We start from the raw sequence: 23,570 nt of genomic DNA on the forward strand, positions 1-23,570 counted from the left end.
ATGACTGGTTAGCATAAATTCATTACGCGGCATGATGCTGCATTGGATAACAATTGAGGAAGTGCTTGTGGATAGAGCCAAACCATTTGTCTGGCGTCTCGTCGCCGCCTGCGTATGCCTGCTGACCTTTTGTCACCTCGCGCGGGCCGACTCACTGGAAGAGCAGCGTAACCGCTATGCGCAGATTAAGCAGGCCTGGGACAACCGCCAGATGGATGTGGTAGAGCAGATGATGCCGGGTCTGAAAGATTATCCGCTCTACCCGTATCTGGAATACCGTAAGATCACCGACGATTTGATGAACCAACCGGCGATTGCCGTCACGCAGTTTGTGCGCGCCAATCCTACGCTTCCGCCTGCGCGTACGCTGCAATCGCGCTTCGTCAATGAGCTGGCGCGTCGTGAAGACTGGCGCGGCTTGCTGGCGTTTAGCCCGGAGAAACCCGGCACCACGGAAGCGCAATGTAACTATTACTACGCGAAATGGAGTACCGGGCAAACGGAAGCGGCCTGGCAGGGCGCGAAAGACCTTTGGCTGACCGGCAAAAGTCAGCCGAATGCCTGCGATAAACTTTTCAGCATTTGGCGGGCCTCCGGCAAGCAAGACCCGCTGGCGTATCTGGAACGTATTCGGCTGGCGATGAAAGCCGGAAATACGGGGTTGGTTACGGTGCTGGCCGGACAGATGCCGGCGGAATATCAAACGATCGCCTCAGCGATCATTACCCTGGCTAATGACCCTAATAACGTGTTGACCTTCGCACGCACCACCGGCGCCACCGATTTTACCCGCCAGATGGCGGAAGTCGCGTTTGCCAGCGTCGCCCGCCAGGACGCGGAAAATGCGCGTCTGATGATCCCCTCGCTGGTACAGGCGCAGAAACTTAATGAGGAACAAACGCAGGCGCTGCGCGATATCGTTGCCTGGCGACTGATGGGCAACGATGTGACCGATGCGCAGGCGAAATGGCGCGATGACGCGATTATGCGCTCGCAATCGACGTCGCTTATCGAGCGGCGCGTGCGTATGGCGCTGGGGATGGGCGATCGTCGCGGTCTCAATACCTGGCTTGCCCGACTGCCAATGGAGGCGAAAGAGAAAGACGAGTGGCGTTACTGGCAGGCGGATTTATTGCTAGAGCGCGGTCGTGACGCCGAAGCGAAAGAGATCCTTCATGCTTTAATGCAGAAGCGCGGTTTTTATCCGATGGTCGCAGCGCAGCGTTTAGGCGAAGAGTACACGCTTAAAATCGATAAAGCGCCCGCCAACGTAAACAGCGCGTTGACGCAGGGGCCGGAGATGGCGCGTGTACGGGAGCTGATGTACTGGAACCTGGATAACACGGCGCGCAGCGAATGGGCGAATCTGGTAAAAAGCCGTAGTAAATCTGAACAGGCGCAGCTGGCGCGCTATGCGTTTAACCAGCACTGGTGGGATCTGAGCGTACAGGCGACGATCGCCGGAAAACTGTGGGATCATCTGGAGGAGCGTTTCCCGCTGGCGTATAACGATCTTTTTACCCGCTATACCCGCGGAAAAGATATCTCACAAAGCTATGCCATGGCGATTGCCCGCCAGGAGAGCGCCTGGAACCCGAAAGTAAAATCGCCGGTAGGGGCCAGCGGCTTAATGCAGATTATGCCGGGAACGGCCACCCATACGGTGAAAATGTTTTCGATTCCGGACTACCGCGGCCCCGGCCAACTGCTGGAGCCGGAGACCAACATCAACATTGGCACCAGCTATTTGCAGTATGTCTATCAGCAGTTTGGTAATAACCGTATTTTCGCCTCGGCGGCGTATAACGCCGGGCCGGGGCGCGTGCGCACCTGGCTGGGTAATAGCGCCGGGCGTATCGATGCCGTAGCGTTTGTCGAAAGCATTCCCTTTTCGGAAACGCGCGGCTACGTGAAAAACGTTCTGGCCTATGACGCTTACTATCGCCACTTTATGGGGCAGAAAGAGGCCTTAATGAGCGACTCTGAGTGGCAGCAACGGTATTAATGCAGACGGGTTATGTTATCATTTGTACTCGTGTAACAGTACAAACGGCGGTATAACATGACCCAGCATTCCCCTTATTCATCGGCTATCGCCGAACAACGTAATCAGGAGTGGCTTCGTTTTGTGGAGTTACTCCGTCAGGCATATGCAGAGGATCTGCATCTGCCTTTATTACAACTGATGCTTACGCCGGACGAGCGTGAAGCGCTGGGAACGCGCGTGCGCATTATTGAGGAGTTGCTGCGTGGCGAAATGAGTCAGCGCGAGTTGAAAACCGAGCTGGGGGCGGGCATCGCCACCATCACGCGCGGGTCAAACAGTCTGAAATCCGCGCCGGTTGAACTGCGTCATTGGCTTGAGCAGATACTGCTGAAAAGCGCCTGATTTGCTTGTAGGCCGGATAAGGCGAAGCGGCCATCCGGCAACATCGCTGCGAAATGCCTGATGGCGCTGTGCTTATCAGGCCTACAACATAGCGCAAATAATTATCGATACACCGCGTTATGAAACGGGCTTAACGCCAGAACCACCGCCTGGTGGTAAACGCTGGAGCGCGTTAATTTTCCGGCGGTAAACACGCCAATGGCGCCCTCTTTGCGGCCAATCTCGTCAATACCTGTGTACTGCGACATCACTGGGCCAAGCGCTTCCCCCTGGCGGACTCTGTCGAGAATGACGGCGGGCAGCGGCAGCGTGGCCGATCGCGCTTCACCGCGCTGAACGCCGTTATCAATCACCACCCAACTGAAGGTGGCGTCATCGTCAATTCCGGCTTCAATGGCTACCCAGAAATCAGCTTGTGGGTGCAGGCGTTGCGCATTATCCACGCGATTTCGTGCGCCAGCACGCGTTTCCTCGCTTCCGAAGGGCTGCTCCGGTACGCCGCTCTCGACGGCGACGGGCGTAATATGGCACGATCCTTCGCCGAAAATCTCTTCAAATGCCTGTAGAATTGCCTGAATTTTGGCAGGATTGGTGGTCGCAGAGATAACCTGGTGCATAATTAAGCTCAGTTTTAAAAATTTATCGCAGTATAACGGAAAAAAAATATGTTACAGGTATACCTTGTTCGCCACGGTGAAACGCAGTGGAACGCCGAGCGACGTATTCAGGGCCAATCGGACAGTCCCCTGACAGCAAAAGGCGAGCAGCAGGCCATGCAGGTAGGAGAACGCGCCCGCAGCCTCGGCATCACCCATATCATCAGCAGCGATTTAGGCCGCACAAAACGCACGGCGGAGATTATCGCCCAGGCGTGCGGGTGTGATATTACCTTTGACTCCCGCCTGCGCGAGCTGGATATGGGCGTGCTGGAAAAGCGCCAGATCGATTCGCTGACGGAAGAAGAAGAGGGCTGGCGTCGTCAGTTAGTCAACGGCACGCAGGATGGTCGTATTCCCGGTGGGGAATCGATGCAGGAGTTGAGCGATCGCGTTCATGCCGCGCTGGCGTCCTGTCTGGAGCTACCGCAGGGCAGCCGACCTTTATTAGTCAGTCACGGTATCGCGTTGGGCTGTCTGGTTAGTACTATACTGGGACTACCCGCCTGGGCGGAACGCCGGTTACGTTTGCGCAACTGCTCTATTTCCCGCATCGATTACCAGGAAAGCCAGTGGCTGGCGTCTGGGTGGGTGGTAGAAACCGCAGGGGACGTTTCGCATCTGGACGCCCCTGCATTGGATGAGCTACAGCGTTAACGACGAATCGGGATCAGAAATTCGCAGCGCAGGTTGATAGGGCGATCGCCGGTTTTGGTATCTTCTGACGGGTAGTATCGCTCTATATCCTGTCCTTTACGACGGGTCAGATTCAGCATTGGCATACAGGTGCCGTAAACGGTCAGGATAAAATCCTGCACGCCGGTTCCTAACCCTTCATAGGTGAACATGACGTATTCACCGCCCTGCAACAGCACAGGATGCGCCGACTGAACATAGCCATCGGCCTGCTCTTGCGGCAGTGCGGTGGTATAGAATACTTCCTGCTCATCGTCTTTCTCCATGCTGGGGCGCGTTTCATTAAGCCCATAAAGCACAGGCGGAATAGTTGGCGAATGACCGAGGAAATCATGCCAGAATTGCACGCGCATTTCGTGGCGGAAGTCGGAAATCTGTTCCAGCGAGCAGGAATAGCTCTGCGTGACGCCAAGGAGTGGCGTATCTTCCAGCGTAACGAACTGATGTTCCGGCACGGTAAACTCGCCCAGCCGTAATGGCGGGCGAATGCCAAAGGCGCTCCATTCCGAGGAGCGACGATACAGCGCTGGCGTCTGGGAAAACTGTTTCTTAAAGGCGCGCGTAAAGGTTTGCTGAGAATCGAAGCGGTACTGAAGAGCAATATCCAGAATTGGACGCGCGGTCAAACGCAGCGCCACTGCTGATTTCGATAAACGACGGGCGCGGATGTAAGCGCCAATGGCGTGGCCCGTCACGTCCTTAAACATTCTCTGCAGGTGCCACTTGGAATAGCCTGCTTTTGCCGCCACATTGTCAAGTGACAGCGGCTGATCCAGATGACCTTCCAGCCAGATTAACAGGTCGCGAATTATGCCAGCCTGATCCATAAAATATCCCCATCCTTTCAACAACGAGCACCCGATATCAGGTAAGAGGATAATAGCATTTTTTGTTCTTTTAGCATTCAGTGTTTTTTTTGAGCTTAAATGCTTTTTTTAGGCAACGTGACAGGTAATTATTCTAATCCTGTGATCTATAACCATTTTATTTTAGAATGTCTAATAATTACGCAACGTAACTTTTATGAATGGTAACAATATGAAATACAAGAGCTTAGTACTTTTCTCAATTTTGTTGCTGCTGGGGCAGAGCGCCCGTGCGGAACAAATTGGTTCAGTCGATACGGTATTTAAAATGTTCGGTCCTGACCATAAAATCGTGGTGGAAGCTTTTGACGATCCTGATGTCAAAAACGTGACGTGCTATGTTAGCCGGGCGAAAACGGGCGGCATAAAAGGCGGATTGGGGCTGGCGGAAGATACGTCTGACGCCGCCATCTCTTGTCAGCAGGTCGGGCCTATTGAACTGAGCGACAAAATTAAGAACGGCAAGGCGCAGGGAGAGGTGGTTTTCAAAAAACGCACCTCATTGATATTTAAGTCATTGCAGGTCGTGCGTTTCTATGATGAGAAACGCAACACGCTGGCGTATCTGGCCTACTCCGACAAAGTAGTCGACGGGTCGCCGAAGAACGCCATCAGCGCGGTGCCGGTCATGCCGTGGCGACAATAACAGGGAAAGAGTATGCAGCAACCGCAGGTCTGGTTAGTCGAGGATGAACAGGGAATCGCCGATACGCTCATCTACACCCTGCAACTGGAAGGGTTTACCGTTGAGCTATTCGCTCGCGGGCTGCCCGCGCTGGAAAAAGCGCGTCAGCAACGGCCGGATGCGGTGATTCTCGATGTGGGACTACCGGATATCAGCGGCTTTGAGCTGTGTCGGCAGTTGCTGGAACGCCATCCTGCGCTGCCGATTCTTTTCCTGACTGCCCGTAGCGATGAAGTGGATCGATTGCTTGGTCTGGAGATTGGCGCAGATGATTATGTCGCCAAGCCGTTCTCGCCGCGCGAAGTGAGCGCCCGCGTGCGCACGCTGCTGCGCCGGGTGAAAAAGTTTGCTGCGCCGTCGCCGGTGGTGCGTACCGGACATTTTGAACTCAATGAACCGGCGGCGCAGATCGCCTGGTTTGGTACGCCGCTCTCGCTGACGCGTTATGAGTTTCTGCTCCTTAAAACCCTGCTGCTGTCGCCGGAGCGCGTGTACTCGCGCCAGCAATTGATGGATATTGTCTGGTCTGATGCCCAGGAGACCTTCGATCGGACGGTCGATACACACATCAAAACCCTGCGCGCTAAGCTACGCGCGATCAACCCGGATCTCTCGCCAATTAACACGCATCGTGGGATGGGATACAGCCTGAGGAGCGTCTGATGCGCATCGGAATGCGTTTGCTGCTGGGCTACTTTCTTATTGTCGCCGTCGCCGCCGTGTTTGTGCTGTCTATCTTCGTTCAGGAGATAAAGCCGGGCGTCCGCCGCGCGACGGAAGGGACGCTGATTGACACCGCGACGCTGCTGGCGGCGCTGGCCCGCGACGATCTCCTTTCCGGCAACCCGACTGACGGCCAGCTGGCGAAGGCATTCGCCCAACTGCAACATCGCCCGTTTCGCGCCAATATCAGCGGGATCGTCAAAGTGCGCAATGAATACCATGTCTATATGACGGATGCGCAGGGGAAGGTGTTGTTTGATTCGGAAAACAAAGCGGTGGGACAGGATTATTCTCGCTGGAATGACGTCTGGCTTACGCTGCGCGGACAGTATGGCGCCCGCAGCACGGCAAAAGATGCTGCCGATCCCAATAGCACCGTGATGTACGTAGCCGCGCCGATAATCAGCGATGGACGGATTATCGGTGTACTGTCTGTCGGTAAACCGAATGCGGCAATGGCGCCGGTGATTAAGCGCAGCGAACGGCGCATTCTGTGGGCCAGCGCCGTTTTACTGGGAATTGCGCTGGCGATTGGCGCGGGGATGGTCTGGTGGATTAACCGCTCCATCGCCCGGTTGACGCGCTATGCGGATTCCGTCACCGAAAACCGCCCGCTTGCGTTACCTGCATTAGGCAGCAGCGAGCTGCGTAAACTGGCGCAGGCGCTGGAGAGTATGCGCATTAAGCTGGAAGGCAAGAATGAGATTGAGCAGTATGTGTATGCGTTGACTCATGAGCTGAAAAGTCCGCTGGCGGCGATACGCGGCGCGGCGGAGATTCTGCGTGAAGGACCGCCCGCGGATGTGGTTACCCGCTTTACAGAGAATATACTGGCGCAAAATACGCGAATGCAGGCGCTGGTAGAAACCCTGCTACGCCAGGCGCGGCTGGAAAACCGACAGGATATCCCTCTCGCGCCGGTTGCTGTTGATGAGCTATTTACGCAGCTTAGCGAGGCACGCAGTATTCAGTTGGTGGCAAAAAAGATCACGCTTACTCTACGGCCTTCCTCGCTGGTTGTCGTCGCCGACGCGGAGCTTCTGGCGCAGGCGCTGGGCAATGTGTTGGACAATGCCATCGACTTTACGCCTGAAAATGGCGTTATCACATTAAGCGCTCAACCGATGGGAGAGAAAGCGATCCTGCAGGTGACGGATTCCGGCTGTGGTATTCCTGATTTTGCGCTGCCGCGCATTTTCGACCGATTCTATTCGTTGCCCCGCGAAAACGGGCGTAAAAGCAGCGGGCTTGGACTGGCGTTTGTCAGCGAGGCGGCGCGGCTCCTCAACGGTGAGGTGACGTTGTGCAATCGTCCCGAAGGCGGCGTGCTGGCCTCGTTGACACTTCACCGTCACTTCACATAACTTCAAATTCTCCCCACATCGCGTTCTTACACTGCTGGCATTGCAAAGGAGAACGCTATGTTGAAATCCCCCCTGTTGTGGAAAATGATTACGTTAGGCGGCGCCATGATCCTGCTGTTAATTCCCCTGATGATGGTACGGCACACCATCGTGGAGCGTGCTGATTATCGAAGCCATGTGGAGAATGCTATTCGTCAGAGTACCAGCGGCCCACAAAAGGTTGTCGGCCCGCTGGTGGCGATTCCGGTGACAGAGCTCTATACCGTGCTGGAAGAGGAGAAAGAGGTCCAGTATAAGCGCAGCTATCTCTATTTTTGGCTGCCGGAGTCGCTATTGGTCGAAGGCAATCAAAACGTTGAAGCGCGAAAAATAGGTATTTATCAGGGGCAGGTGTGGCATACCGATATGGCGATAAAGGCGGAGTTTGATGTGGCCCGTCTGCATGAGCTGAACAGACCGAACATTACCCTTGGAAAGCCCTTTATCGTCGTGGGCGTCGGCGATGCGCGCGGTATCAGCGCAGTAAAAGCGCCGCAGGTGAATGGTGAAATGCTCACTGTAGAACCGGGGACCGGCTTACCGGAAAGTAGAGAGGGCATTCATATCCCGCTGCCGGACAGTCAGTGGGCGACGCGCAACCTGACGTTGGATATGTCGCTAAATTTAAGCGGAACCGGCAGCTTTTCACTGGTTCCCGTCGGGCGTAGCAGTGAAATGACCCTGACCAGCAACTGGCCGCACCCAAATTTTGTGGGGGATTTTCTTCCCGGTAAACGCGCAATCAGCGGTTCAGGATTTCAGGCCCAGTGGCAAACCAGCCGGTTTGCCACGAATCTCGGCGAACAGTTTGCTGATGCGCAAAAGGTGGATTGGGACAACTTACCGGCGTTTAGCGTCGCTGTATCGACGCCAGCCGATCAGTATCAACTGACGGACAGAGCGACGAAATATGCCATTTTGTTGATTACGCTAACGTTTATGGCTTTCTTTGTCTTCGAAACCCTGACGGGGCAGCGGTTACACCCGATGCAGTATCTGCTGGTGGGGTTATCGCTGGTGATGTTCTACCTGCTATTGCTGGCACTGTCGGAACATATCGGTTTCACGCCAGCCTGGATCGCCGCCAGCCTGGTGGGCGCGTTGATGAATAGCGTTTATTTGCAGGCGGTGCTGAAAGGATGGCGCAATAGCGTACTGTTTACGTTAGCGTTATTGGCGCTGGATGGCGTGATGTGGGGATTGCTGCGTTCGGAAGATAGCTCGTTGCTTCTGGGTACCGGCGTTCTGCTACTGGCGCTTGGCGGCGTGATGTTCCTGACGCGCCATCTGGACTGGTATTCGCTCTCTTGTCAGCAACGTAAGTCATTACCGCCAGTACAAGATGACGAATTACGTTTGTGGAAATAAATCTAACGGGCGCGCGCGTTAACGTTTTCCCGCGCAGCGCCAGAAAATGTGATGCCGTTAGTTATAGGTCAGGTTTAATGTTGCCGTGGCATTCGCTTGCCCGGCCGTTACCGTGGCGGCGGTTTTATAGTAGCGCGCGCTAATTTTCAGGGTGGTCGACATATTCATGGTTCCGCCGTTAACCGTCTGGCTGCCATCGGCATTGGTGGTAATCGTGTGAGTAAAGAGATCAATTTTTTGATTGATTGGCAAACTGTCGGTAAAGAAACCGGCGTCCGGCGCCTGAATACCCAACTGTACGCCAACGCCGGTTGCGCTGGTTGGCGCGCTTGCATTGCTCAACTGGATGACTGAATTATCAGGGTTATTTCCGCTGGCCGGTTGGGCGCTTAACGATGCGGAGATAGCGGTGCCTTGTTCGCAGGTCAATAAGATATCCTGCTCGCCTGTGCCCGCAGTTTGACTGTTAGCGAAACTGCCTAAATTGACGCTGCCTAAATCCACGGTGATGGCAGGTGTTTCTACCTGACATCCCATCGCTTTCATAATCAATTGCGTATTCCCCAAATACAGATGGGTCAGGATATCGCCGCCGGAGTCTTCCGTTGCGCTATCGCGAAAAGATACGCGCGCCAGTGGGCTTTGGAATGTCGCGGTACCGGAGGTGATCGGACCGCCTAAGGCGACCAGTTCAACATTGTAGGCGGGAGCCATCGCATGGTGTGTTTTATTGCCATCGCCATTATGGTAGGTATTATCGATTGGCATGACATTATCGTAAGGGCCAGCATTCGTTTGGGTTTTAATCGCAATGCCCACGCCGGAAATCCCGGTGCTAAATACCGGCGTGTTGTTCCCGTCATTCGCATTGATTGTCGCTGATGTATTTGACTGCGCGCTACCGGGTTCATATAAAAAACCGACCTTATAATCGCGACTACAGCCATCCATTGTGACTTCGGAGGTGGAAACCCAGCCCGATTGCCACAACACTTCGCCTGCGGTATAGGCGTGGCTATCCACCACAAGCTGCGACGGCGGGGTGATAGTGATCGCGCCTTCATTTCCGGAACGTTTACAGGAGGCGTAACCATGACCGGAATACGCGAACAGCAGAATAAGCGCCAGATATAACCTTCTCATGAAAAATTCCTGCTTTTATACCAGGTGAAAATAGAAAGATGTTATTGCCATGCGATAGTGATCGTCACAACGGACGTGAAATCCCCTGCCGTGACTTTTCCATACGGGGTATACATCCTTGCGGCGACAGGCAAATTGGCTTCATGGGTATTACTGTTGATATCTACCGTGTAAGTGACGTTGTTGGCCAGATTGACCAGACTTTTACCGTCCAGGTTAAAAAGCTGTAATCCTAAATCCTGCGCCGGATTGGCCGCGCTGTTTGCATAAATCGCAGAAGCATAATTTGGATCGGGATAAGGTACGCCATTAAATGAAATCGCGGCTTTTGTGGTCGTTGCCGGGCAATTCGTCATTTTTATGGTGAAAGGAATGGTGGCGGTATTGCCACCGGCCACGGCGATATCCGCCCGGGCATATTGTCCAAGAGAGATCGTGTCGGGGACCGTCACGGTACACGGATCGGCATAAATTAATCCCGTAACGTTAATGTCTACGGCATCTGCGGTATTGTATGCCGCGCTGATCGAGGGCGACCATAATGCCAGACCCGTGAACGTTAACAGGGCGGCTAATGCAGCAAATCTGTTCATATTCATCTTTTATCCCACCAGAATCACTGGCATTGCTCGTGTAAGATTTCTACGCCAGAAGCGGAGGGGGAGCTCGGTATACGATAAGAGACCTGACACCGGTCTGCTGCTGTTGGCCCCCACTTCACTAATAACCGCCCTTGTTTTTCCAGTCCGGTTAACCAGGCTTGCCCCGCATCACCAACAAAACTGCTGTGATTGTCTGGTTTTGTTAAAGACGAGACGGTCGCGCCAAAAGGAACAGGCAGATTGTTTATGCGGGTTAATACCATCAATGCCTTGTAGCCAATATTGGTTTTATATTCAGCCCTGACCACCGCGCCACGGGTAGGCACCAGCGTTTTACTGGTATCAATGAGCTCAATATTTTTTCTAATACCTGTCGTATCTAAAGACACTTCATTACGATGGTAAGGCGAAGCATAAGGTACGACGGCATAACCCCGAAAATCGGTGTCCACGCCCGTTTCGTTATTCACGGGGACACCCGCTGCGCCAGGGGCTTTAACCAATATGATGGTGTCGTCCATTGGCTGGGATAGTGTCAGGCCATTTCGATGTAACAGTACGCCGCCCTGAACGCCATAATTCAGGCGACGCATATGATTATCGTAGCTATATCCGCCGTTAATATCCGCATACGTCCCGTTATAGGTTGCGCTCACATTACCGCTGGTGGCTTTCTCTTGAGAGGAATAACCTTCCTGAACGCTCCATGAGAGATTTTTCTGTGCCAGCGCTGTTCCGTTTAAACCGACAGTATGCGTGGTATCGCCGTCTTTCGCGGAGTTCATATTGTAGGTGGCATACGTTGACGGCATAAAGGCATCTAACGGAATACTAATATTGATTGAAATTTGCTGGTCATTACTGTCTTCCGTATCGTCGTCTTCATCCTGAGAATTATCGGCGTTCAGCGTATAAGAATAGTTAATGCCATAGCTTACGTTATGCCATGTGTTGTTATAGCCAATACCTAATGATGTGGTATGAGTGTCATTCCAGTAATCTTCATTATATAAAGTGAGTGAAATGGAACCGTAGATAATGTCTTGCGATAACGACAGGTCGGTGCGATTACGTACATGATCATAGTGACTATTATCGCTATAGGTATCCAGCACATCCTCAAGAGCGTAGTAATCTTTGGTCGAATAACGGTAGCCGGCGACAGTGAAATTGGTGCCTGTTGACTGAATATCTTTGCTGTAACGAATACGCCAGGATTGTCCGGTAAGCGTATCGCTAACCACATCGCCTGCTTTAATTTTTGACCATGAGTTGGTGACGTCTAAAGACAATGCGCCCAGATCGCCAAGGTTTAAGCCTGTCCCGATGAGCGCCGCATGATAAACATCATTGCTCAGCGTACTCTCTATTCCGCCATAGGCGGTTATGCCGCCTGCTAATCCGTATAAGGCCGTCAGTTCAGCGAAGTTCTGTTGCGCGGAATGCGTATCTGATGAACGCGTGCGGCCTACCGTCAGGTCGTATTTCAGGTGGCCTTCACGCTGTAATACCGGAACGCTGGCGTAGGGCACAATGAAATGCTGTTCAGAACCATCGGATTCTTTGATGGTGACGTACAGGTCGCCCGAACCGCCGGTTGGATAAAGATCGTTGATGGCGAATGGACCCGCCGGAACGTTAGTTTTGTAGATGGTATAACCGTTTTGTTCAACGGTTACCTGCGCGCTGCTTTTGGCCACCCCGCGAATGACCGGGGCGAACCCTTTCATACTGTCCGGCAACATATCGTCATCAGAAGAGATCTGTACGCCCTTAAATGAAATACTGTCAAAGACGTCCGCGGGCGTGTTATTTTCCCCGGCGATCAGCTGTCCTTTTAAAAATTCGATATCGCGAGAAACATAGGTGTAGGCAGAATCCCAGCTATTTTGCCCATCGCTATCGTGATTCCATGTTGAGTAGTTACGAAAACGCCATGCGCCAATGTTAATACCAGGGCGCAGGTTAGCGTATTCGCTATTTTCCGTCCGGTTTTCATCAATATCGTGATCCTGCGATCCGGTAAAACTGTAGTTCAGCAAAAAAGCATTAATGCCTTCATCCCATTCGCTGGTAGGGACGAATTCTCGCGGGTCGGCGATCAACGCGATTTGAGGGATCGCTAAATCCAGCCGGTTACCGATGACATTAAACTTTGCTACAGCGCCAGCCAGCAGACTAAGATCGGTACACCCGTTTGGGTCATTTTTAAGCTCGGGGAAGTTTTCTGTTTTTACGCCCCACTGCTTGAGTTGTTCAACGCTAAGACATGGCTGTAGGGAGAGCTTATTATCTGCTGATTTTTTATTTTTAAAGGCAATATTTTTTGTTTCAACACTGGTGTTATTAATATAAATATCAACATTATAGGTGCCTTCTGCCTGCCCCCCCTTTTCGAAAACCGATAGATCGACATTCTCCACGCCCGGTTCATCATTTTCCAACGATAATGGATTAAAATGATCATGCGCTAACGCTGGTTTTATGGAACAGCATATAAAGAGAAACGATAACGCTAATTGAGAACGGGGCTCTACTCTGGAGAATTGCACAGTAAAAGTCCTGAAAGGGTAAAAGTAAAGTGAAGTCGTTAATGGCTAGAATGAACCGGAATGCGGCTCTAAACTCATCCCATAATCGCTGATTAATCGCCACGTTACCGTGCCATGAGGGGCGGCAGTAGAACCCAATTTAAATGACGCTGATGATTTTGGCGGAACGAAGGTCGCTGATTTCACTTCATGGCTGTTAAGCGTCACACTGGCAAAGTTCATATAATAGGGAGTGGGGTTATTTACGGTAATAACATCACCTGCCGTCTGCCATTTTAATTGTTGGCTCTGGCTATCAGGCGTTGATTTTGTTAATGCTGGCGGTCGATAAATAAGCTTTATTTGGGTATTAATGGAGATTTCCACGCGGTTCGCGGAGGCATTATCATCAATAGAAGGAATACCCTTAATATTGAGCCAGTACATAGACTCCCGATCTGCAGGTAGAGGGGCGCCAGAGCGAATAACCCGAATGCTGTTCTTTTGCCCGGCATCAAGGCGAAAAAGAGGCGGGGTGATAATAAACGCCTGCTTATTTGTGACCTGGGGATCGGCAACCGATAACCATGACTGAACAAGATTCGCTTTGCTGTCTTTATTCTCTACATTGATTGACGACTCATCATTATTGCCGTCGAAAACCAGTCGGGTTCCGCCAACAACAATGCTGGCATGGGCAACATGGCTTGTCAGTAATACGACCAACACGGATTTCTTTATGTGTTTCATTTTTTACTCTGTAAAGATGTTTTGCGCTATGGACTGGCATCCTGCCTGTCCACATCAGGATGAGAATGCCTTACTGATACGAAACGGTATACGTAACCTGAGTGCTAACATCTCCACCGGTTACGGTTGCGGAACCATCGTTTGCCATGGCGGCGTAATAGGTAAAGTCTGCTGTCGAGCCGTCGGTTGGCAGGTTCACTGCGGCATCATCCGTGTTATCTGTCACATCGCTATGTGAAGCGTTCTGAATAGAAATACCGACACCCGCGGCGCCCGTTTCCGATCCTTCGTCCGCGTTTTTGAAGTACGTTGGGTTAGAATCATCTGTTGCGCCGTGGAAGCGGAACATGGCTTGGGTTGGTACGCCAGTCCCTGCTTCCGGGCAGCTAACCAGGCTTACGGTAAACGGCACGTAATCGGTTGTGGCGCCTTTTTCCGCGATGCGTTCTTTGCTGTAATTACCCAAATCAATGGTGGTATCCGTGGAGCCATTCACCTGAACCGTACACGCCTGATCGTAAATTTTGCCATTGAACGTAATCGTGTTCTGGGCAAATACCGGTGTGGATGCTACGGCAGTTAACATTGCCAGGATGATAATTTTCTTATTAAACATATTAATTGTTGCCTGATTCTATTCGCTGAAAAATAAAGATAGCCATATAAAATAAAATATTATATTTTACTCTGTATGCGCTTCTTTCTGTTCTGTAGATAAGCAGGCGGCTATTCTACGTATATCAACTATGAACTCAATAAAAATTCTGATGCAATATTGAACGGCAGTCCAGTTTCGGACCCGGTAACAAAGTTTAATAAAATACCACTAAAGAAGTATGGTTGATGACTGGATTTATAGAGCAAGATCTCTTTTTTGATAATAGTTATTATTTCCTGGAGGATTTATTTAACTCTATATTGCTTTATTTTTAATAATATACGACGCTTGTCCGTTTAAAATGAAACCGGCAGGTTTCGAAGCTCTAACAGTCTTCCATGCAGTATTTTTATATAGTCCCCCGCTTTTAGTTCTGAAAGTACCTGCATGATACGGCTGCGTGAAAGCCCGGTTCTCTGCTGTATGAAGTTCTGTGCATTGATCTCAAATCGTGAGCTTTCAGGATACGACCACAGTTCAAGTAACAGCGCTTTTATCTGGCTATAGGCGTCCTGCCCGATAAGGTTTCTGTCACGGTTAGTCATGAAAGCAATGCGGTACATCAGGATGTTCGAAATGTCACGCCAGAGATGCTTTTCATCAGCTATTTCCACAAAATCTTTTACTGGGACAGGATAATATTCACAGGTGGTTTCGGCGATAAAAAAGACGTCTGAATTCTCTTCTAACTGGTATAAGTCAGCATAGGCATCTACAAGGCCTAAAATCATTGGTGAGACACCGCAGCCCATTACAATGCTGTCGATACGCCGACATACTTTAATAGCGCCTTTAGTGATTAACAGGATGTGGGATTGATTATCAATCTTGATATCCAGTGTTTTACCGGCCGTAATAGTGACAGGGGAGATGTTTTGAATAACGTGCCGATGAATATTTAAAATGGCTTGCAGGTTTTTTTCTTTCCCTGTGGGACGATACACATTCCCGCCGTTTAACTGCTTCATATCTTCCCCATTATTATGGCTGATAAAGTGGTTGACTATTAAAAGGTAAAGATAAATTTAATATTCACTTAAAATTATAATTAAGTAAATTAAAATAGCCAACAAGAATATTTAAGTCAATGTATTCACCTTATCAATGCATGAGCGACAACGCTGTTTGTAAGGTTAACCATAGTAAATGTGATGATTTTATTTGCAATCATTTTATGACAGCTATCATAGGTACCGTGCTTAACGAGCGCGTAGAGCGTACAGGATAGCGAAGCGATGAACATCGCTGTTGTAGGATACGAATGAGAGAAAAGTACAAAATGCAGGCGGGCGGCGTTTTACTGAGCGAAATCGCCGCCTGCCGGAACTCCTCCCGGCGGGAGTCATAAGCGGTTAGCGGTACTGGACGATCAGGCTTTGAATCTCCGGATGATCTTTTAACGACACGTGCCGTACCGTGGCGATTCCATTCATCAACGAAATAGCGTTTCCAGACGGTGTGGCGACTGTCTGCAAATGGGGGATATTATTCCGCAAACATGATACCTCGATATTGCGATCGTGAGGCGCAAGATTACAACCATATTCGACAATCTGGCCTTTGAAATGAATAACGCCTGCGGAGACCGGCGCGGTAGCAGCCAGCGCGGCTGATGAAGCTGACATCGCTGCACAAAACAGGTAGCAGCATAATGGTGATTTTTTCATCCTTTGAAACCTCACGTCCTGTGAGCATCCCCTTATTTTTTGGGGACTAACAAATCCCGTGTATTACTCTTTAATGTAAATACACAAACTACCTTAACTTTCGCAAGCTGAGATAAACAGCGCTATACGACAATTTTTATGTAAAAGAGTACGTCATAACGGCAGGTCAGGAGGGAAAGCGAGGCCGCTTAGCGGAAGGGGGACATAAGAAACAGCCAGTAAGAATAACTTACCGGCTGTTTTTACGGTTCGGCGCCTGGGCCGAATTAATCCTGCAGGTCGCCGCAGAAGCGATAACCTTCGCCGTGAATGGTGGCGATGATTTCCGGCGTATCCGGCGTGGATTCGAAATGCTTACGAATACGACGAATGGTAACGTCAACAGTACGGTCATGCGGCTTCAGCTCGCGGCCGGTCATTTTCTTCAACAGCTCTGCGCGCGACTGAATTTTGCCAGGGTTTTCGCAGAAGTGCAGCATCGCGCGGAACTCGCTGCGCGGTAGTTTATACTGCTCGCCGTCCGGGCCGATCAGTGAACGACTGTTGATATCTAGTTCCCAACCGTTGAACTTGTAGCTTTCAACGCTACGACGCTCTTCGCTGACGGTACCCAGGTTCATGGTACGGGACAGCAGGTTGCGGGCACGGATGGTCAATTCGCGTGGGTTAAACGGTTTGGTGATGTAATCATCCGCGCCGATTTCGAGGCCGAGAATTTTGTCGACTTCGTTATCGCGGCCCGTCAGGAACATCAGCGCAACGTTAGCCTGTTCACGCAGTTCACGCGCTAACAGGAGACCGTTTTTCCCTGGCAGATTGATATCCATGATCACCAGGTTGATGTCATATTCAGAGAGGATCTGATGCATTTCCGCGCCATCTGTCGCTTCGAATACATCATAGCCTTCCGCTTCGAAAATACTTTTCAACGTGTTGCGTGTTACCAACTCGTCTTCAACGATAAGAATGTGCGGGGTCTGCATGTTTGCTACCTAAATTGCCAACTAAATCGAAACAGGAAGTACAAAAGTCCCTGACCTGCCTGATGCATGTCGCAAATTAACATGATCGGCGTAACATGACTAAAGTACGTAATTGCGTTCTTGATGCACTTTCCATCAACGTCAACAACATCATTAGCTTGGTCGTGGGTACTTTCCCTCTGGACCCGACAGTGTCAAAAACGGCTGTCATCCTAACCATTTTAACAGCAACATAACAGGCTAAGACGTACCGGACACCTAATAAAACTACGCTTCGTTGACATATATCAAGTTCAATTGTAGCACGTTAACAGTTTGATGAAATCATCGTAGCTAAATGCTAGCTTTCATCACAAATTTGCAATATTCCAACTAGTTACGTAAGCCAACTAATAAATGCGATGAATCCAAAGAGCAGGATCTATTTTAAATTAAATTATCCTAGATAAACAGCAGGATAACGATGTTCTGTTAACATAAACAGCAATAGTACAGATACGCAATAGTGTAGCGTCTTTTACGAAATCAAAAATGCTTTTTCAGTGATATCCGTTAAAATTTTGTAAATTTGCGAAGCGTAATATGCTTACAAACGCCAGCTAATTTCCTGTAAATTAGTCAAAAAGAGTAATGAAATGCGTGTAACAATCGTTCTTGTCGCTCCCGCCAGAGCGGAAAATATCGGCGCAGCCGCCCGGGCTATGAAGACCATGGGATTTACTGACCTGCGTATTGTCGACAGCCAGGCGCACCTGGAGCCCGCCACCCGTTGGGTCGCACATGGATCTGGAGATATTATTGATAATATTGAGGTTTTTCGCACCCTTGCCGACGCGCTCCACGATGTGGATTTTACCGTCGCGACGACAGCCCGCAGTAGGGCAAAATTTCATTACTACGCTTCGCCCGCTGAACTGGTTCCCTTATTACAGGAAAAATCACGCTGGATGCGTCATGCCGCGCTGGTTTTTGGCCGTGAGGATTCCGGTCTGACCAATGACGAGCTGGCGCTGGCGGATGTATTGACCGGCGTGCCGATGGCGGCGGATTACCCTTCGCTCAATCTGGGACAGGCAGTCATGGTGTATTGCTATCAATTAGCAGGTTTAATGCAACAGACCACTGAATCCGTTGATATTGCTGATGAATCGCAGTTACAGGCGTTACGCGCGCGCCTTTTACGCCTGCTAACGACTCTGGAGGCGACCGATGACCACAAATTAACCGACTGGCTACAACAGCGAATCGGCCTGCTGGGACAGCGAGATACGGTAATGTTGCACCGTTTGGTTCATGATATTGAAAAAAAACTAACAAAATAACGTGCTGTAATTTTTAAAATAATAAGAGATTGCGTCTGGTTGCAAGAGATCATGACAGGGGGAATTGGTTGAAAATAAATATATCGCCAGCAGCACATGAACAAGTTTCGGAATGTGATCAATTTAAAAATTTATTGACTTAGGCGGGCAGATACTTTAACCAATATAGGAATACAAGACAGACAAATAAAAATGACAGAGTACACAACATCCATGAACCGCATCAGCACCACCACCATTACCACCATCACCATTACCACAGGTAACGGTGCGGGCTGACGCGTACAGGAAACACAGAAAAAAGCCCGCACCTGAACAGTGCGGGCTTTTTTTCGACCAGAGATCACGAGGTAACAACCATGCGAGTGTTGAAGTTCGGCGGTACATCAGTGGCAAATGCAGAACGTTTTCTGCGTGTTGCCGATATTCTGGAAAGCAATGCCAGGCAAGGGCAGGTAGCGACCGTACTTTCCGCCCCCGCGAAAATTACCAACCATCTGGTGGCGATGATTGAAAAAACTATCGGCGGTCAGGATGCTTTGCCGAATATCAGCGATGCCGAACGTATTTTTTCTGACCTGCTCGCAGGACTTGCCAGCGCGCAGCCGGGATTCCCGCTTGCACGGTTGAAAATGGTTGTCGAACAAGAATTCGCTCAGATCAAACATGTTTTGCATGGTATCAGCCTGCTGGGTCAGTGCCCGGACAGCATCAACGCCGCGCTGATTTGCCGTGGCGAAAAAATGTCGATCGCGATTATGGCGGGACTTCTGGAGGCGCGTGGGCATCGCGTCACGGTGATCGATCCGGTAGAAAAATTGCTGGCGGTGGGCCATTACCTTGAATCTACCGTCGATATCGCGGAATCGACTCGCCGTATCGCCGCCAGCCAGATCCCGGCCGATCACATGATCCTGATGGCGGGCTTTACCGCCGGTAATGAAAAGGGTGAACTGGTGGTGCTGGGGCGTAATGGCTCTGACTACTCTGCCGCCGTGCTGGCCGCCTGTTTACGCGCTGACTGCTGTGAAATCTGGACTGACGTCGATGGCGTGTATACCTGTGACCCGCGCCAGGTGCCGGACGCCAGACTGCTGAAATCGATGTCCTACCAGGAAGCGATGGAACTCTCTTACTTCGGCGCCAAAGTCCTTCACCCTCGCACCATAACGCCTATCGCCCAGTTCCAGATCCCCTGTCTGATTAAAAATACCGGTAATCCGCAGGCGCCAGGAACGCTGATCGGCGCGTCCAGCGACGATGATAATCTGCCGGTGAAAGGGATCTCTAACCTTAACAACATGGCGATGTTTAGCGTCTCCGGCCCGGGAATGAAAGGGATGATTGGGATGGCGGCGCGTGTTTTCGCCGCCATGTCTCGTGCCGGGATCTCGGTGGTGCTCATTACCCAGTCCTCCTCTGAGTACAGCATCAGCTTCTGTGTGCCGCAGAGTGACTGCGCGCGTGCCCGCCGTGCGATGCAGGATGAGTTCTATCTGGAGCTGAAAGAGGGGCTGCTGGAGCCGCTGGCGGTTACGGAGCGGTTGGCGATTATCTCTGTTGTCGGCGACGGTATGCGCACGCTACGCGGCATTTCAGCGAAATTCTTCGCCGCGCTGGCGCGGGCTAATATCAATATCGTGGCGATCGCTCAGGGATCTTCTGAGCGTTCCATTTCTGTGGTGGTGAATAACGACGATGCCACCACCGGCGTGCGGGTAACGCACCAGATGCTGTTCAATACCGATCAGGTGATTGAAGTGTTTGTCATTGGCGTCGGCGGCGTCGGCGGCGCGCTACTGGAACAGCTTAAACGTCAGCAAACCTGGCTGAAGAACAAGCACATCGATCTACGCGTGTGCGGCGTGGCGAACTCAAAGGCGTTGCTAACCAATGTGCATGGACTGAATCTGGACAACTGGCAGGCGGAACTGGCGCAAGCGAACGCGCCGTTCAATCTGGGACGCTTAATTCGCCTGGTGAAAGAATATCATCTACTCAATCCGGTGATTGTTGATTGTACCTCCAGTCAGGCGGTGGCCGACCAGTATGCCGACTTCCTGCGTGAAGGATTCCATGTGGTGACGCCAAACAAGAAAGCGAACACCTCGTCGATGGACTACTACCATCAGCTACGTTTCGCCGCCGCGCAATCACGGCGCAAATTCTTGTATGACACCAACGTCGGCGCCGGTTTGCCGGTAATCGAAAACCTGCAAAACCTGCTGAATGCGGGTGATGAACTGCAAAAATTTTCCGGCATTCTTTCCGGGTCGCTCTCTTTTATTTTCGGTAAACTGGAAGAGGGGATGAGTCTCTCACAGGCGACCGCCCTGGCGCGCGAGATGGGCTATACCGAACCCGATCCGCGCGACGATCTTTCCGGTATGGATGTGGCGCGGAAACTGTTGATCCTCGCCCGCGAGACGGGCCGCGAGCTGGAGCTTTCCGATATTGTGATTGAACCGGTGTTGCCGGACGAGTTTGACGCCTCCGGCGATGTGACCGCCTTTATGGCGCATCTGCCGCAGCTTGACGACGCGTTTGCCGCCCGTGTGGCGAAAGCTCGTGATGAAGGTAAGGTATTGCGCTATGTGGGCAATATCGAAGAGGATGGCGTGTGCCGCGTGAAGATTGCCGAAGTTGATGGTAACGATCCGCTCTTCAAAGTGAAAAACGGTGAAAACGCGCTGGCGTTCTACAGCCACTATTATCAGCCCTTGCCGTTGGTGCTGCGCGGCTACGGCGCAGGCAATGATGTGACGGCGGCGGGCGTGTTTGCCGATCTGTTACGGACCCTCTCATGGAAGTTAGGAGTTTAACATGGTGAAAGTGTATGCCCCGGCTTCCAGCGCGAACATGAGCGTCGGTTTCGACGTGTTGGGCGCAGCCGTCACACCCGTTGACGGCACGTTGCTGGGCGATGTGGTATCCGTTGAAGCAGCGGACCATTTCCGTCTGCATAACCTGGGGCGATTTGCCGATAAACTGCCGCCGGAGCCGCGTGAAAATATTGTTTATCAGTGCTGGGAACGTTTTTGCCAGGCATTGGGGAAAACCATCCCGGTGGCGATGACGCTGGAAAAAAATATGCCGATTGGTTCCGGGTTAGGGTCCAGCGCCTGTTCCGTCGTCGCTGCGCTGGTCGCGATGAATGAGCACTGCGGCAAACCGTTAAACGACACGCGTCTGTTGGCGCTGATGGGCGAGCTGGAAGGCCGTATCTCCGGCAGCATCCATTACGATAACGTCGCGCCGTGCTTTCTTGGCGGTATGCAGTTGATGATTGAAGAAAACGGCATTATTAGTCAGCAGGTGCCGGGCTTTGATGAGTGGCTATGGGTACTGGCTTATCCGGGCATTAAAGTTTCCACCGCAGAAGCACGGGCCATTTTGCCTGCGCAGTATCGCCGTCAGGATTGCATTGCGCATGGACGGCATCTGGCCGGTTTTATTCACGCCTGTTACTCGCGGCAGCCGCAGCTTGCCGCCGCGCTGATGAAAGATGTTATTGCCGAACCATACCGCGCGCGTTTACTGCCGGGCTTTAGCCAGGCGCGACAGGCGGTGTCGGAGATCGGCGCGCTGGCGAGCGGGATTTCCGGGTCGGGGCCGACGCTGTTTGCGCTATGCGATAAACCGGAGACGGCGCAGCGCGTCGCGGACTGGCTGAGCAAACATTATCTGCAAAATCAGGAAGGCTTCGTTCATATTTGCCGGCTGGATACGGCGGGCGCACGAGTAGTGGGATAATCAATGAAACTCTATAATCTGAAAGACCATAATGAGCAGGTCAGCTTTGCGCAGGCCGTCACGCAAGGACTGGGCAAACAGCAGGGACTTTTTTTTCCGCACGAACTGCCGGAGTTTAGCCTGACGGAAATTGATGAGATGCTCAACCAGGACTTTGTCAGCCGTAGCGCAAAGATTCTCTCGGCATTTATTGGCGATGAAATACCGCAGCAAATTCTGGAAGAGCGCGTCCGCGCGGCGTTTGCGTTCCCGGCGCCGGTAGCGCAGGTAGAAAGCGATGTCGGCTGCCTGGAGCTGTTCCATGGTCCGACGCTGGCCTTTAAAGACTTCGGCGGGCGTTTTATGGCGCAAATGCTGACGCATATCAGCGGCGACAAACCGGTGACGATTCTGACCGCAACGTCAGGCGATACCGGCGCGGCGGTGGCTCACGCGTTCTATGGCCTGGAAAATGTGCGGGTCGTCATTCTCTACCCGCGCGGTAAAATCAGTCCGTTGCAGGAAAAACTGTTCTGTACGCTGGGCGGCAACATTGAAACCGTGGCGATCGACGGCGATTTCGACGCTTGCCAGGCGCTGGTGAAACAGGCATTTGATGACGAAGAACTGAAAACGGCGCTGGGGCTGAATTCGGCTAATTCGATTAATATCAGCCGCCTGTTGGCGCAAATTTGCTACTACTTTGAAGCCGTGGCGCAACTGCCGCAGGGGGCGCGTAACCAACTGGTGATCTCCGTCCCCAGCGGCAACTTTGGCGATTTGACGGCAGGGCTGCTGGCGAAGTCGTTAGGCCTACCGGTGAAACGTTTTATCGCCGCCACCAACGTCAACGACACGGTGCCGCGTTTTCTGCATGACGGAAAGTGGGCGCCGAAAGCGACGCAGGCGACCCTGTCGAATGCGATGGATGTCAGCCAGCCGAATAACTGGCCGCGCGTGGAGGAGCTATTCCGCCGTAAAATCTGGCGTCTGACTGAGCTGGGCTATGCGGCGGTGGATGACACTACGACACAACAGACGATGCGCGAGCTGAAAGCGAAAGGTTATATCTCGGAACCTCATGCGGCGGTAGCGTATCGGGCATTACGCGACCAGTTAAACCCTGGCGAGTATGGCTTGTTTCTCGGAACGGCGCATCCGGCGAAGTTTAAAGAAAGCGTGGAGTCCATTCTGGGAGAAACGCTGGCCTTGCCTGAAGCGCTCGCCGAACGCGCCGACCTGCCGCTGCTTTCACATCATCTGCCTGCGGATTTTGCCGCCCTGCGTAAGCTGATGATGACCCGCCAGTAACCATTGTGCCCGGTGGCGCTGTCGCTTACCGGGCCTATGGGGTGGCGCCGATTTGTAGGCCGGATAAGGCGTAACCGCCATCCGG

The 23,570-nt window shown here is 51.8% G+C and carries 23 protein-coding genes and 1 other annotated feature; of the genes, 13 read left to right on the forward strand and 10 right to left on the reverse strand.

The annotated features are described in order from the left end of the window. Nucleotides 1-34 precede the first annotated feature (34 nt). Both sltY and trpR read left to right on the forward strand, forming a co-directional pair. Nucleotides 35-2,005, forward strand: coding sequence for a murein transglycosylase (sltY, locus tag ACLJTG_RS18805; protein WP_410959048.1), 1,971 nt, complete (start codon nt 35-37; stop codon nt 2,003-2,005). A gap of 57 nt (nt 2,006-2,062) precedes the next feature. Further along, nucleotides 2,063-2,389 carry a trp operon repressor gene (trpR, locus tag ACLJTG_RS18810; protein ID WP_000192005.1) on the forward strand — a complete coding sequence of 109 codons (327 nt, stop codon included), beginning with the start codon at nt 2,063-2,065 and terminating at the stop codon, nt 2,387-2,389. 101 nt (nt 2,390-2,490) lie between these two features. Here trpR and yjjX read toward each other — a convergent pair whose 3' ends face one another. Then, nucleotides 2,491-3,006 (reverse strand): inosine/xanthosine triphosphatase, encoded by a 516-nt coding sequence (gene yjjX / locus ACLJTG_RS18815; RefSeq protein WP_001622212.1) that lies wholly within the window; start codon nt 3,004-3,006, stop codon nt 2,491-2,493. Nucleotides 3,007-3,054: 48 nt separating this feature from the next. Between yjjX and gpmB the strand changes: the two genes are divergently transcribed. After that, nucleotides 3,055-3,702, forward strand: coding sequence for a 2,3-diphosphoglycerate-dependent phosphoglycerate mutase GpmB (gene gpmB, locus ACLJTG_RS18820; RefSeq protein ID WP_000942363.1), 648 nt, complete (start codon nt 3,055-3,057; stop codon nt 3,700-3,702). Here gpmB and robA read toward each other — a convergent pair. Then, nucleotides 3,699-4,568: an MDR efflux pump AcrAB transcriptional activator RobA gene (gene robA / locus ACLJTG_RS18825; protein ID WP_000371685.1), complete on the reverse strand. Its 870-nt coding sequence runs from the start codon at nt 4,566-4,568 to the stop codon at nt 3,699-3,701. The genes gpmB and robA overlap by 4 nt on opposite strands. Nucleotides 4,569-4,779: 211 nt before the next feature. On the opposite strand from robA, the gene creA reads away from it, so the two are divergent. Genes creA through creD form a run of 4 tightly spaced genes read left to right on the forward strand, consistent with a single transcriptional unit; the run spans nt 4,780 to nt 8,786 of the window. Next, a complete protein-coding gene (gene creA, locus ACLJTG_RS18830) occupies nt 4,780-5,253 on the forward strand; it encodes a protein CreA (RefSeq protein ID WP_000875811.1) in 474 nt (157 codons plus the stop codon). A gap of 12 nt (nt 5,254-5,265) precedes the next feature. Beyond that, complete coding sequence (creB, locus tag ACLJTG_RS18835; RefSeq protein ID WP_001187046.1) at nt 5,266-5,955, forward strand: two-component system response regulator CreB; 690 nt, start codon at nt 5,266-5,268, stop codon at nt 5,953-5,955. After that, entirely contained in the window at nt 5,955-7,379 is a 1,425-nt protein-coding gene (gene creC, locus ACLJTG_RS18840; protein ID WP_198898359.1) for a two-component system sensor histidine kinase CreC, read from the forward strand. The genes creB and creC overlap by 1 nt, the downstream gene beginning before the upstream one ends. A 57-nt stretch (nt 7,380-7,436) precedes the next feature. Next, complete coding sequence (creD, locus tag ACLJTG_RS18845) at nt 7,437-8,786, forward strand: cell envelope integrity protein CreD (protein ID WP_198898358.1); 1,350 nt, start codon at nt 7,437-7,439, stop codon at nt 8,784-8,786. Between the two features lie 57 nt (nt 8,787-8,843). Here the strand turns inward: creD and sthE are convergent, their stop codons facing one another. From sthE to arcA, 8 genes are all read right to left on the reverse strand, one after another. Continuing rightward, the gene (gene sthE, locus ACLJTG_RS18850) at nt 8,844-9,929 is read right to left on the reverse strand and encodes a fimbrial major subunit SthE (protein ID WP_198898357.1); all 1,086 of its coding nucleotides are present in this window, start codon (nt 9,927-9,929) and stop codon (nt 8,844-8,846) included. A gap of 41 nt (nt 9,930-9,970) precedes the next feature. Continuing rightward, nucleotides 9,971-10,528, reverse strand: a complete 558-nt coding sequence (locus ACLJTG_RS18855; RefSeq protein WP_001056980.1) for a fimbrial protein — start codon at nt 10,526-10,528, stop codon at nt 9,971-9,973. A 17-nt stretch (nt 10,529-10,545) separates the two neighbouring features. Further along, complete coding sequence (locus ACLJTG_RS18860; protein WP_001160707.1) at nt 10,546-13,083, reverse strand: fimbrial outer membrane usher protein; 2,538 nt, start codon at nt 13,081-13,083, stop codon at nt 10,546-10,548. A gap of 45 nt (nt 13,084-13,128) precedes the next feature. Continuing rightward, on the reverse strand, nt 13,129-13,812 hold the full coding sequence (gene sthA / locus ACLJTG_RS18865) for a fimbrial biogenesis chaperone SthA (RefSeq protein WP_000680522.1): 684 nt from the start codon (nt 13,810-13,812) through the stop codon (nt 13,129-13,131). A 70-nt stretch (nt 13,813-13,882) separates the two neighbouring features. Beyond that, nucleotides 13,883-14,428: a fimbrial protein gene (locus tag ACLJTG_RS18870; protein WP_000482239.1), complete on the reverse strand. Its 546-nt coding sequence runs from the start codon at nt 14,426-14,428 to the stop codon at nt 13,883-13,885. Between the two features lie 338 nt (nt 14,429-14,766). After that, nucleotides 14,767-15,438 carry a winged helix-turn-helix transcriptional regulator gene (locus ACLJTG_RS18875; RefSeq protein WP_000811635.1) on the reverse strand — a complete coding sequence of 224 codons (672 nt, stop codon included), beginning with the start codon at nt 15,436-15,438 and terminating at the stop codon, nt 14,767-14,769. A 384-nt stretch (nt 15,439-15,822) separates the two neighbouring features. Then, entirely contained in the window at nt 15,823-16,137 is a 315-nt protein-coding gene (locus tag ACLJTG_RS18880; protein WP_000749515.1) for a hypothetical protein, read from the reverse strand. Nucleotides 16,138-16,403: 266 nt separating this feature from the next. Next, nucleotides 16,404-17,120 carry a two-component system response regulator ArcA gene (arcA, locus tag ACLJTG_RS18885; RefSeq protein ID WP_001194359.1) on the reverse strand — a complete coding sequence of 239 codons (717 nt, stop codon included), beginning with the start codon at nt 17,118-17,120 and terminating at the stop codon, nt 16,404-16,406. 95 nt (nt 17,121-17,215) lie between these two features. On the opposite strand from arcA, the gene yjjY reads away from it, so the two are divergent. The 6 genes from yjjY (at nt 17,216) to thrC (ending at nt 23,485) form a co-directional block, all read left to right on the forward strand. Further along, nucleotides 17,216-17,356: a protein YjjY gene (yjjY, locus tag ACLJTG_RS18890; RefSeq protein WP_001541509.1), complete on the forward strand. Its 141-nt coding sequence runs from the start codon at nt 17,216-17,218 to the stop codon at nt 17,354-17,356. 399 nt (nt 17,357-17,755) lie between these two features. Further along, nucleotides 17,756-18,442, forward strand: a complete 687-nt coding sequence (locus ACLJTG_RS18895) for a tRNA/rRNA methyltransferase (protein ID WP_001524204.1) — start codon at nt 17,756-17,758, stop codon at nt 18,440-18,442. Between the two features lie 213 nt (nt 18,443-18,655). Continuing rightward, nucleotides 18,656-18,721, forward strand: a complete 66-nt coding sequence (thrL, locus tag ACLJTG_RS18900; protein ID WP_001575544.1) for a thr operon leader peptide — start codon at nt 18,656-18,658, stop codon at nt 18,719-18,721. Continuing rightward, nucleotides 18,657-18,777, forward strand: a sequence feature (Thr leader region). (Overlaps the previous gene by 65 nt.) Before the next feature lie 24 nt (nt 18,778-18,801). After that, the gene (gene thrA / locus ACLJTG_RS18905) at nt 18,802-21,264 is read left to right on the forward strand and encodes a bifunctional aspartate kinase/homoserine dehydrogenase I (protein ID WP_001264677.1); all 2,463 of its coding nucleotides are present in this window, start codon (nt 18,802-18,804) and stop codon (nt 21,262-21,264) included. Nucleotide 21,265: 1 nt separating this feature from the next. After that, complete coding sequence (thrB, locus tag ACLJTG_RS18910) at nt 21,266-22,195, forward strand: homoserine kinase (RefSeq protein WP_000241685.1); 930 nt, start codon at nt 21,266-21,268, stop codon at nt 22,193-22,195. 3 nt (nt 22,196-22,198) lie between these two features. Next, complete coding sequence (thrC, locus tag ACLJTG_RS18915) at nt 22,199-23,485, forward strand: threonine synthase (protein WP_000781110.1); 1,287 nt, start codon at nt 22,199-22,201, stop codon at nt 23,483-23,485. Nucleotides 23,486-23,570: the final 85 nt, after the last annotated feature.

Origin of the sequence: Salmonella sp. SAL00672 (genome assembly GCF_046552175.1) — a bacterium.
GTDB lineage: Bacteria > Pseudomonadota > Gammaproteobacteria > Enterobacterales > Enterobacteriaceae > Salmonella > Salmonella enterica.

Excerpts from the sequence above, each read along its gene's own strand:
- sltY (WP_410959048.1), top strand. The coding sequence starts at position 35 with ATGCTGCATTGGATAACAATTGAGGAAGTGCTTGTGGATAGAGCCAAA.
- trpR (WP_000192005.1), top strand. The coding sequence starts at position 2,063 with ATGACCCAGCATTCCCCTTATTCATCGGCTATCGCCGAACAACGTAAT.
- yjjX (WP_001622212.1), bottom strand. The coding sequence starts at position 3,006 with ATGCACCAGGTTATCTCTGCGACCACCAATCCTGCCAAAATTCAGGCA.
- gpmB (WP_000942363.1), top strand. The coding sequence starts at position 3,055 with ATGTTACAGGTATACCTTGTTCGCCACGGTGAAACGCAGTGGAACGCC.
- robA (WP_000371685.1), bottom strand. The coding sequence starts at position 4,568 with ATGGATCAGGCTGGCATAATTCGCGACCTGTTAATCTGGCTGGAAGGT.
- creA (WP_000875811.1), top strand. The coding sequence starts at position 4,780 with ATGAAATACAAGAGCTTAGTACTTTTCTCAATTTTGTTGCTGCTGGGG.
- creB (WP_001187046.1), top strand. The coding sequence starts at position 5,266 with ATGCAGCAACCGCAGGTCTGGTTAGTCGAGGATGAACAGGGAATCGCC.
- creC (WP_198898359.1), top strand. The coding sequence starts at position 5,955 with ATGCGCATCGGAATGCGTTTGCTGCTGGGCTACTTTCTTATTGTCGCC.
- creD (WP_198898358.1), top strand. The coding sequence starts at position 7,437 with ATGTTGAAATCCCCCCTGTTGTGGAAAATGATTACGTTAGGCGGCGCC.
- sthE (WP_198898357.1), bottom strand. The coding sequence starts at position 9,929 with ATGAGAAGGTTATATCTGGCGCTTATTCTGCTGTTCGCGTATTCCGGT.
- ACLJTG_RS18855 (WP_001056980.1), bottom strand. The coding sequence starts at position 10,528 with ATGAATATGAACAGATTTGCTGCATTAGCCGCCCTGTTAACGTTCACG.
- sthA (WP_000680522.1), bottom strand. The coding sequence starts at position 13,812 with ATGAAACACATAAAGAAATCCGTGTTGGTCGTATTACTGACAAGCCAT.
- ACLJTG_RS18870 (WP_000482239.1), bottom strand. The coding sequence starts at position 14,428 with ATGTTTAATAAGAAAATTATCATCCTGGCAATGTTAACTGCCGTAGCA.
- ACLJTG_RS18875 (WP_000811635.1), bottom strand. The coding sequence starts at position 15,438 with ATGAAGCAGTTAAACGGCGGGAATGTGTATCGTCCCACAGGGAAAGAA.
- ACLJTG_RS18880 (WP_000749515.1), bottom strand. The coding sequence starts at position 16,137 with ATGAAAAAATCACCATTATGCTGCTACCTGTTTTGTGCAGCGATGTCA.
- arcA (WP_001194359.1), bottom strand. The coding sequence starts at position 17,120 with ATGCAGACCCCGCACATTCTTATCGTTGAAGACGAGTTGGTAACACGC.
- yjjY (WP_001541509.1), top strand. The coding sequence starts at position 17,216 with ATGACTAAAGTACGTAATTGCGTTCTTGATGCACTTTCCATCAACGTC.
- ACLJTG_RS18895 (WP_001524204.1), top strand. The coding sequence starts at position 17,756 with ATGCGTGTAACAATCGTTCTTGTCGCTCCCGCCAGAGCGGAAAATATC.
- thrA (WP_001264677.1), top strand. The coding sequence starts at position 18,802 with ATGCGAGTGTTGAAGTTCGGCGGTACATCAGTGGCAAATGCAGAACGT.
- thrB (WP_000241685.1), top strand. The coding sequence starts at position 21,266 with ATGGTGAAAGTGTATGCCCCGGCTTCCAGCGCGAACATGAGCGTCGGT.
- thrC (WP_000781110.1), top strand. The coding sequence starts at position 22,199 with ATGAAACTCTATAATCTGAAAGACCATAATGAGCAGGTCAGCTTTGCG.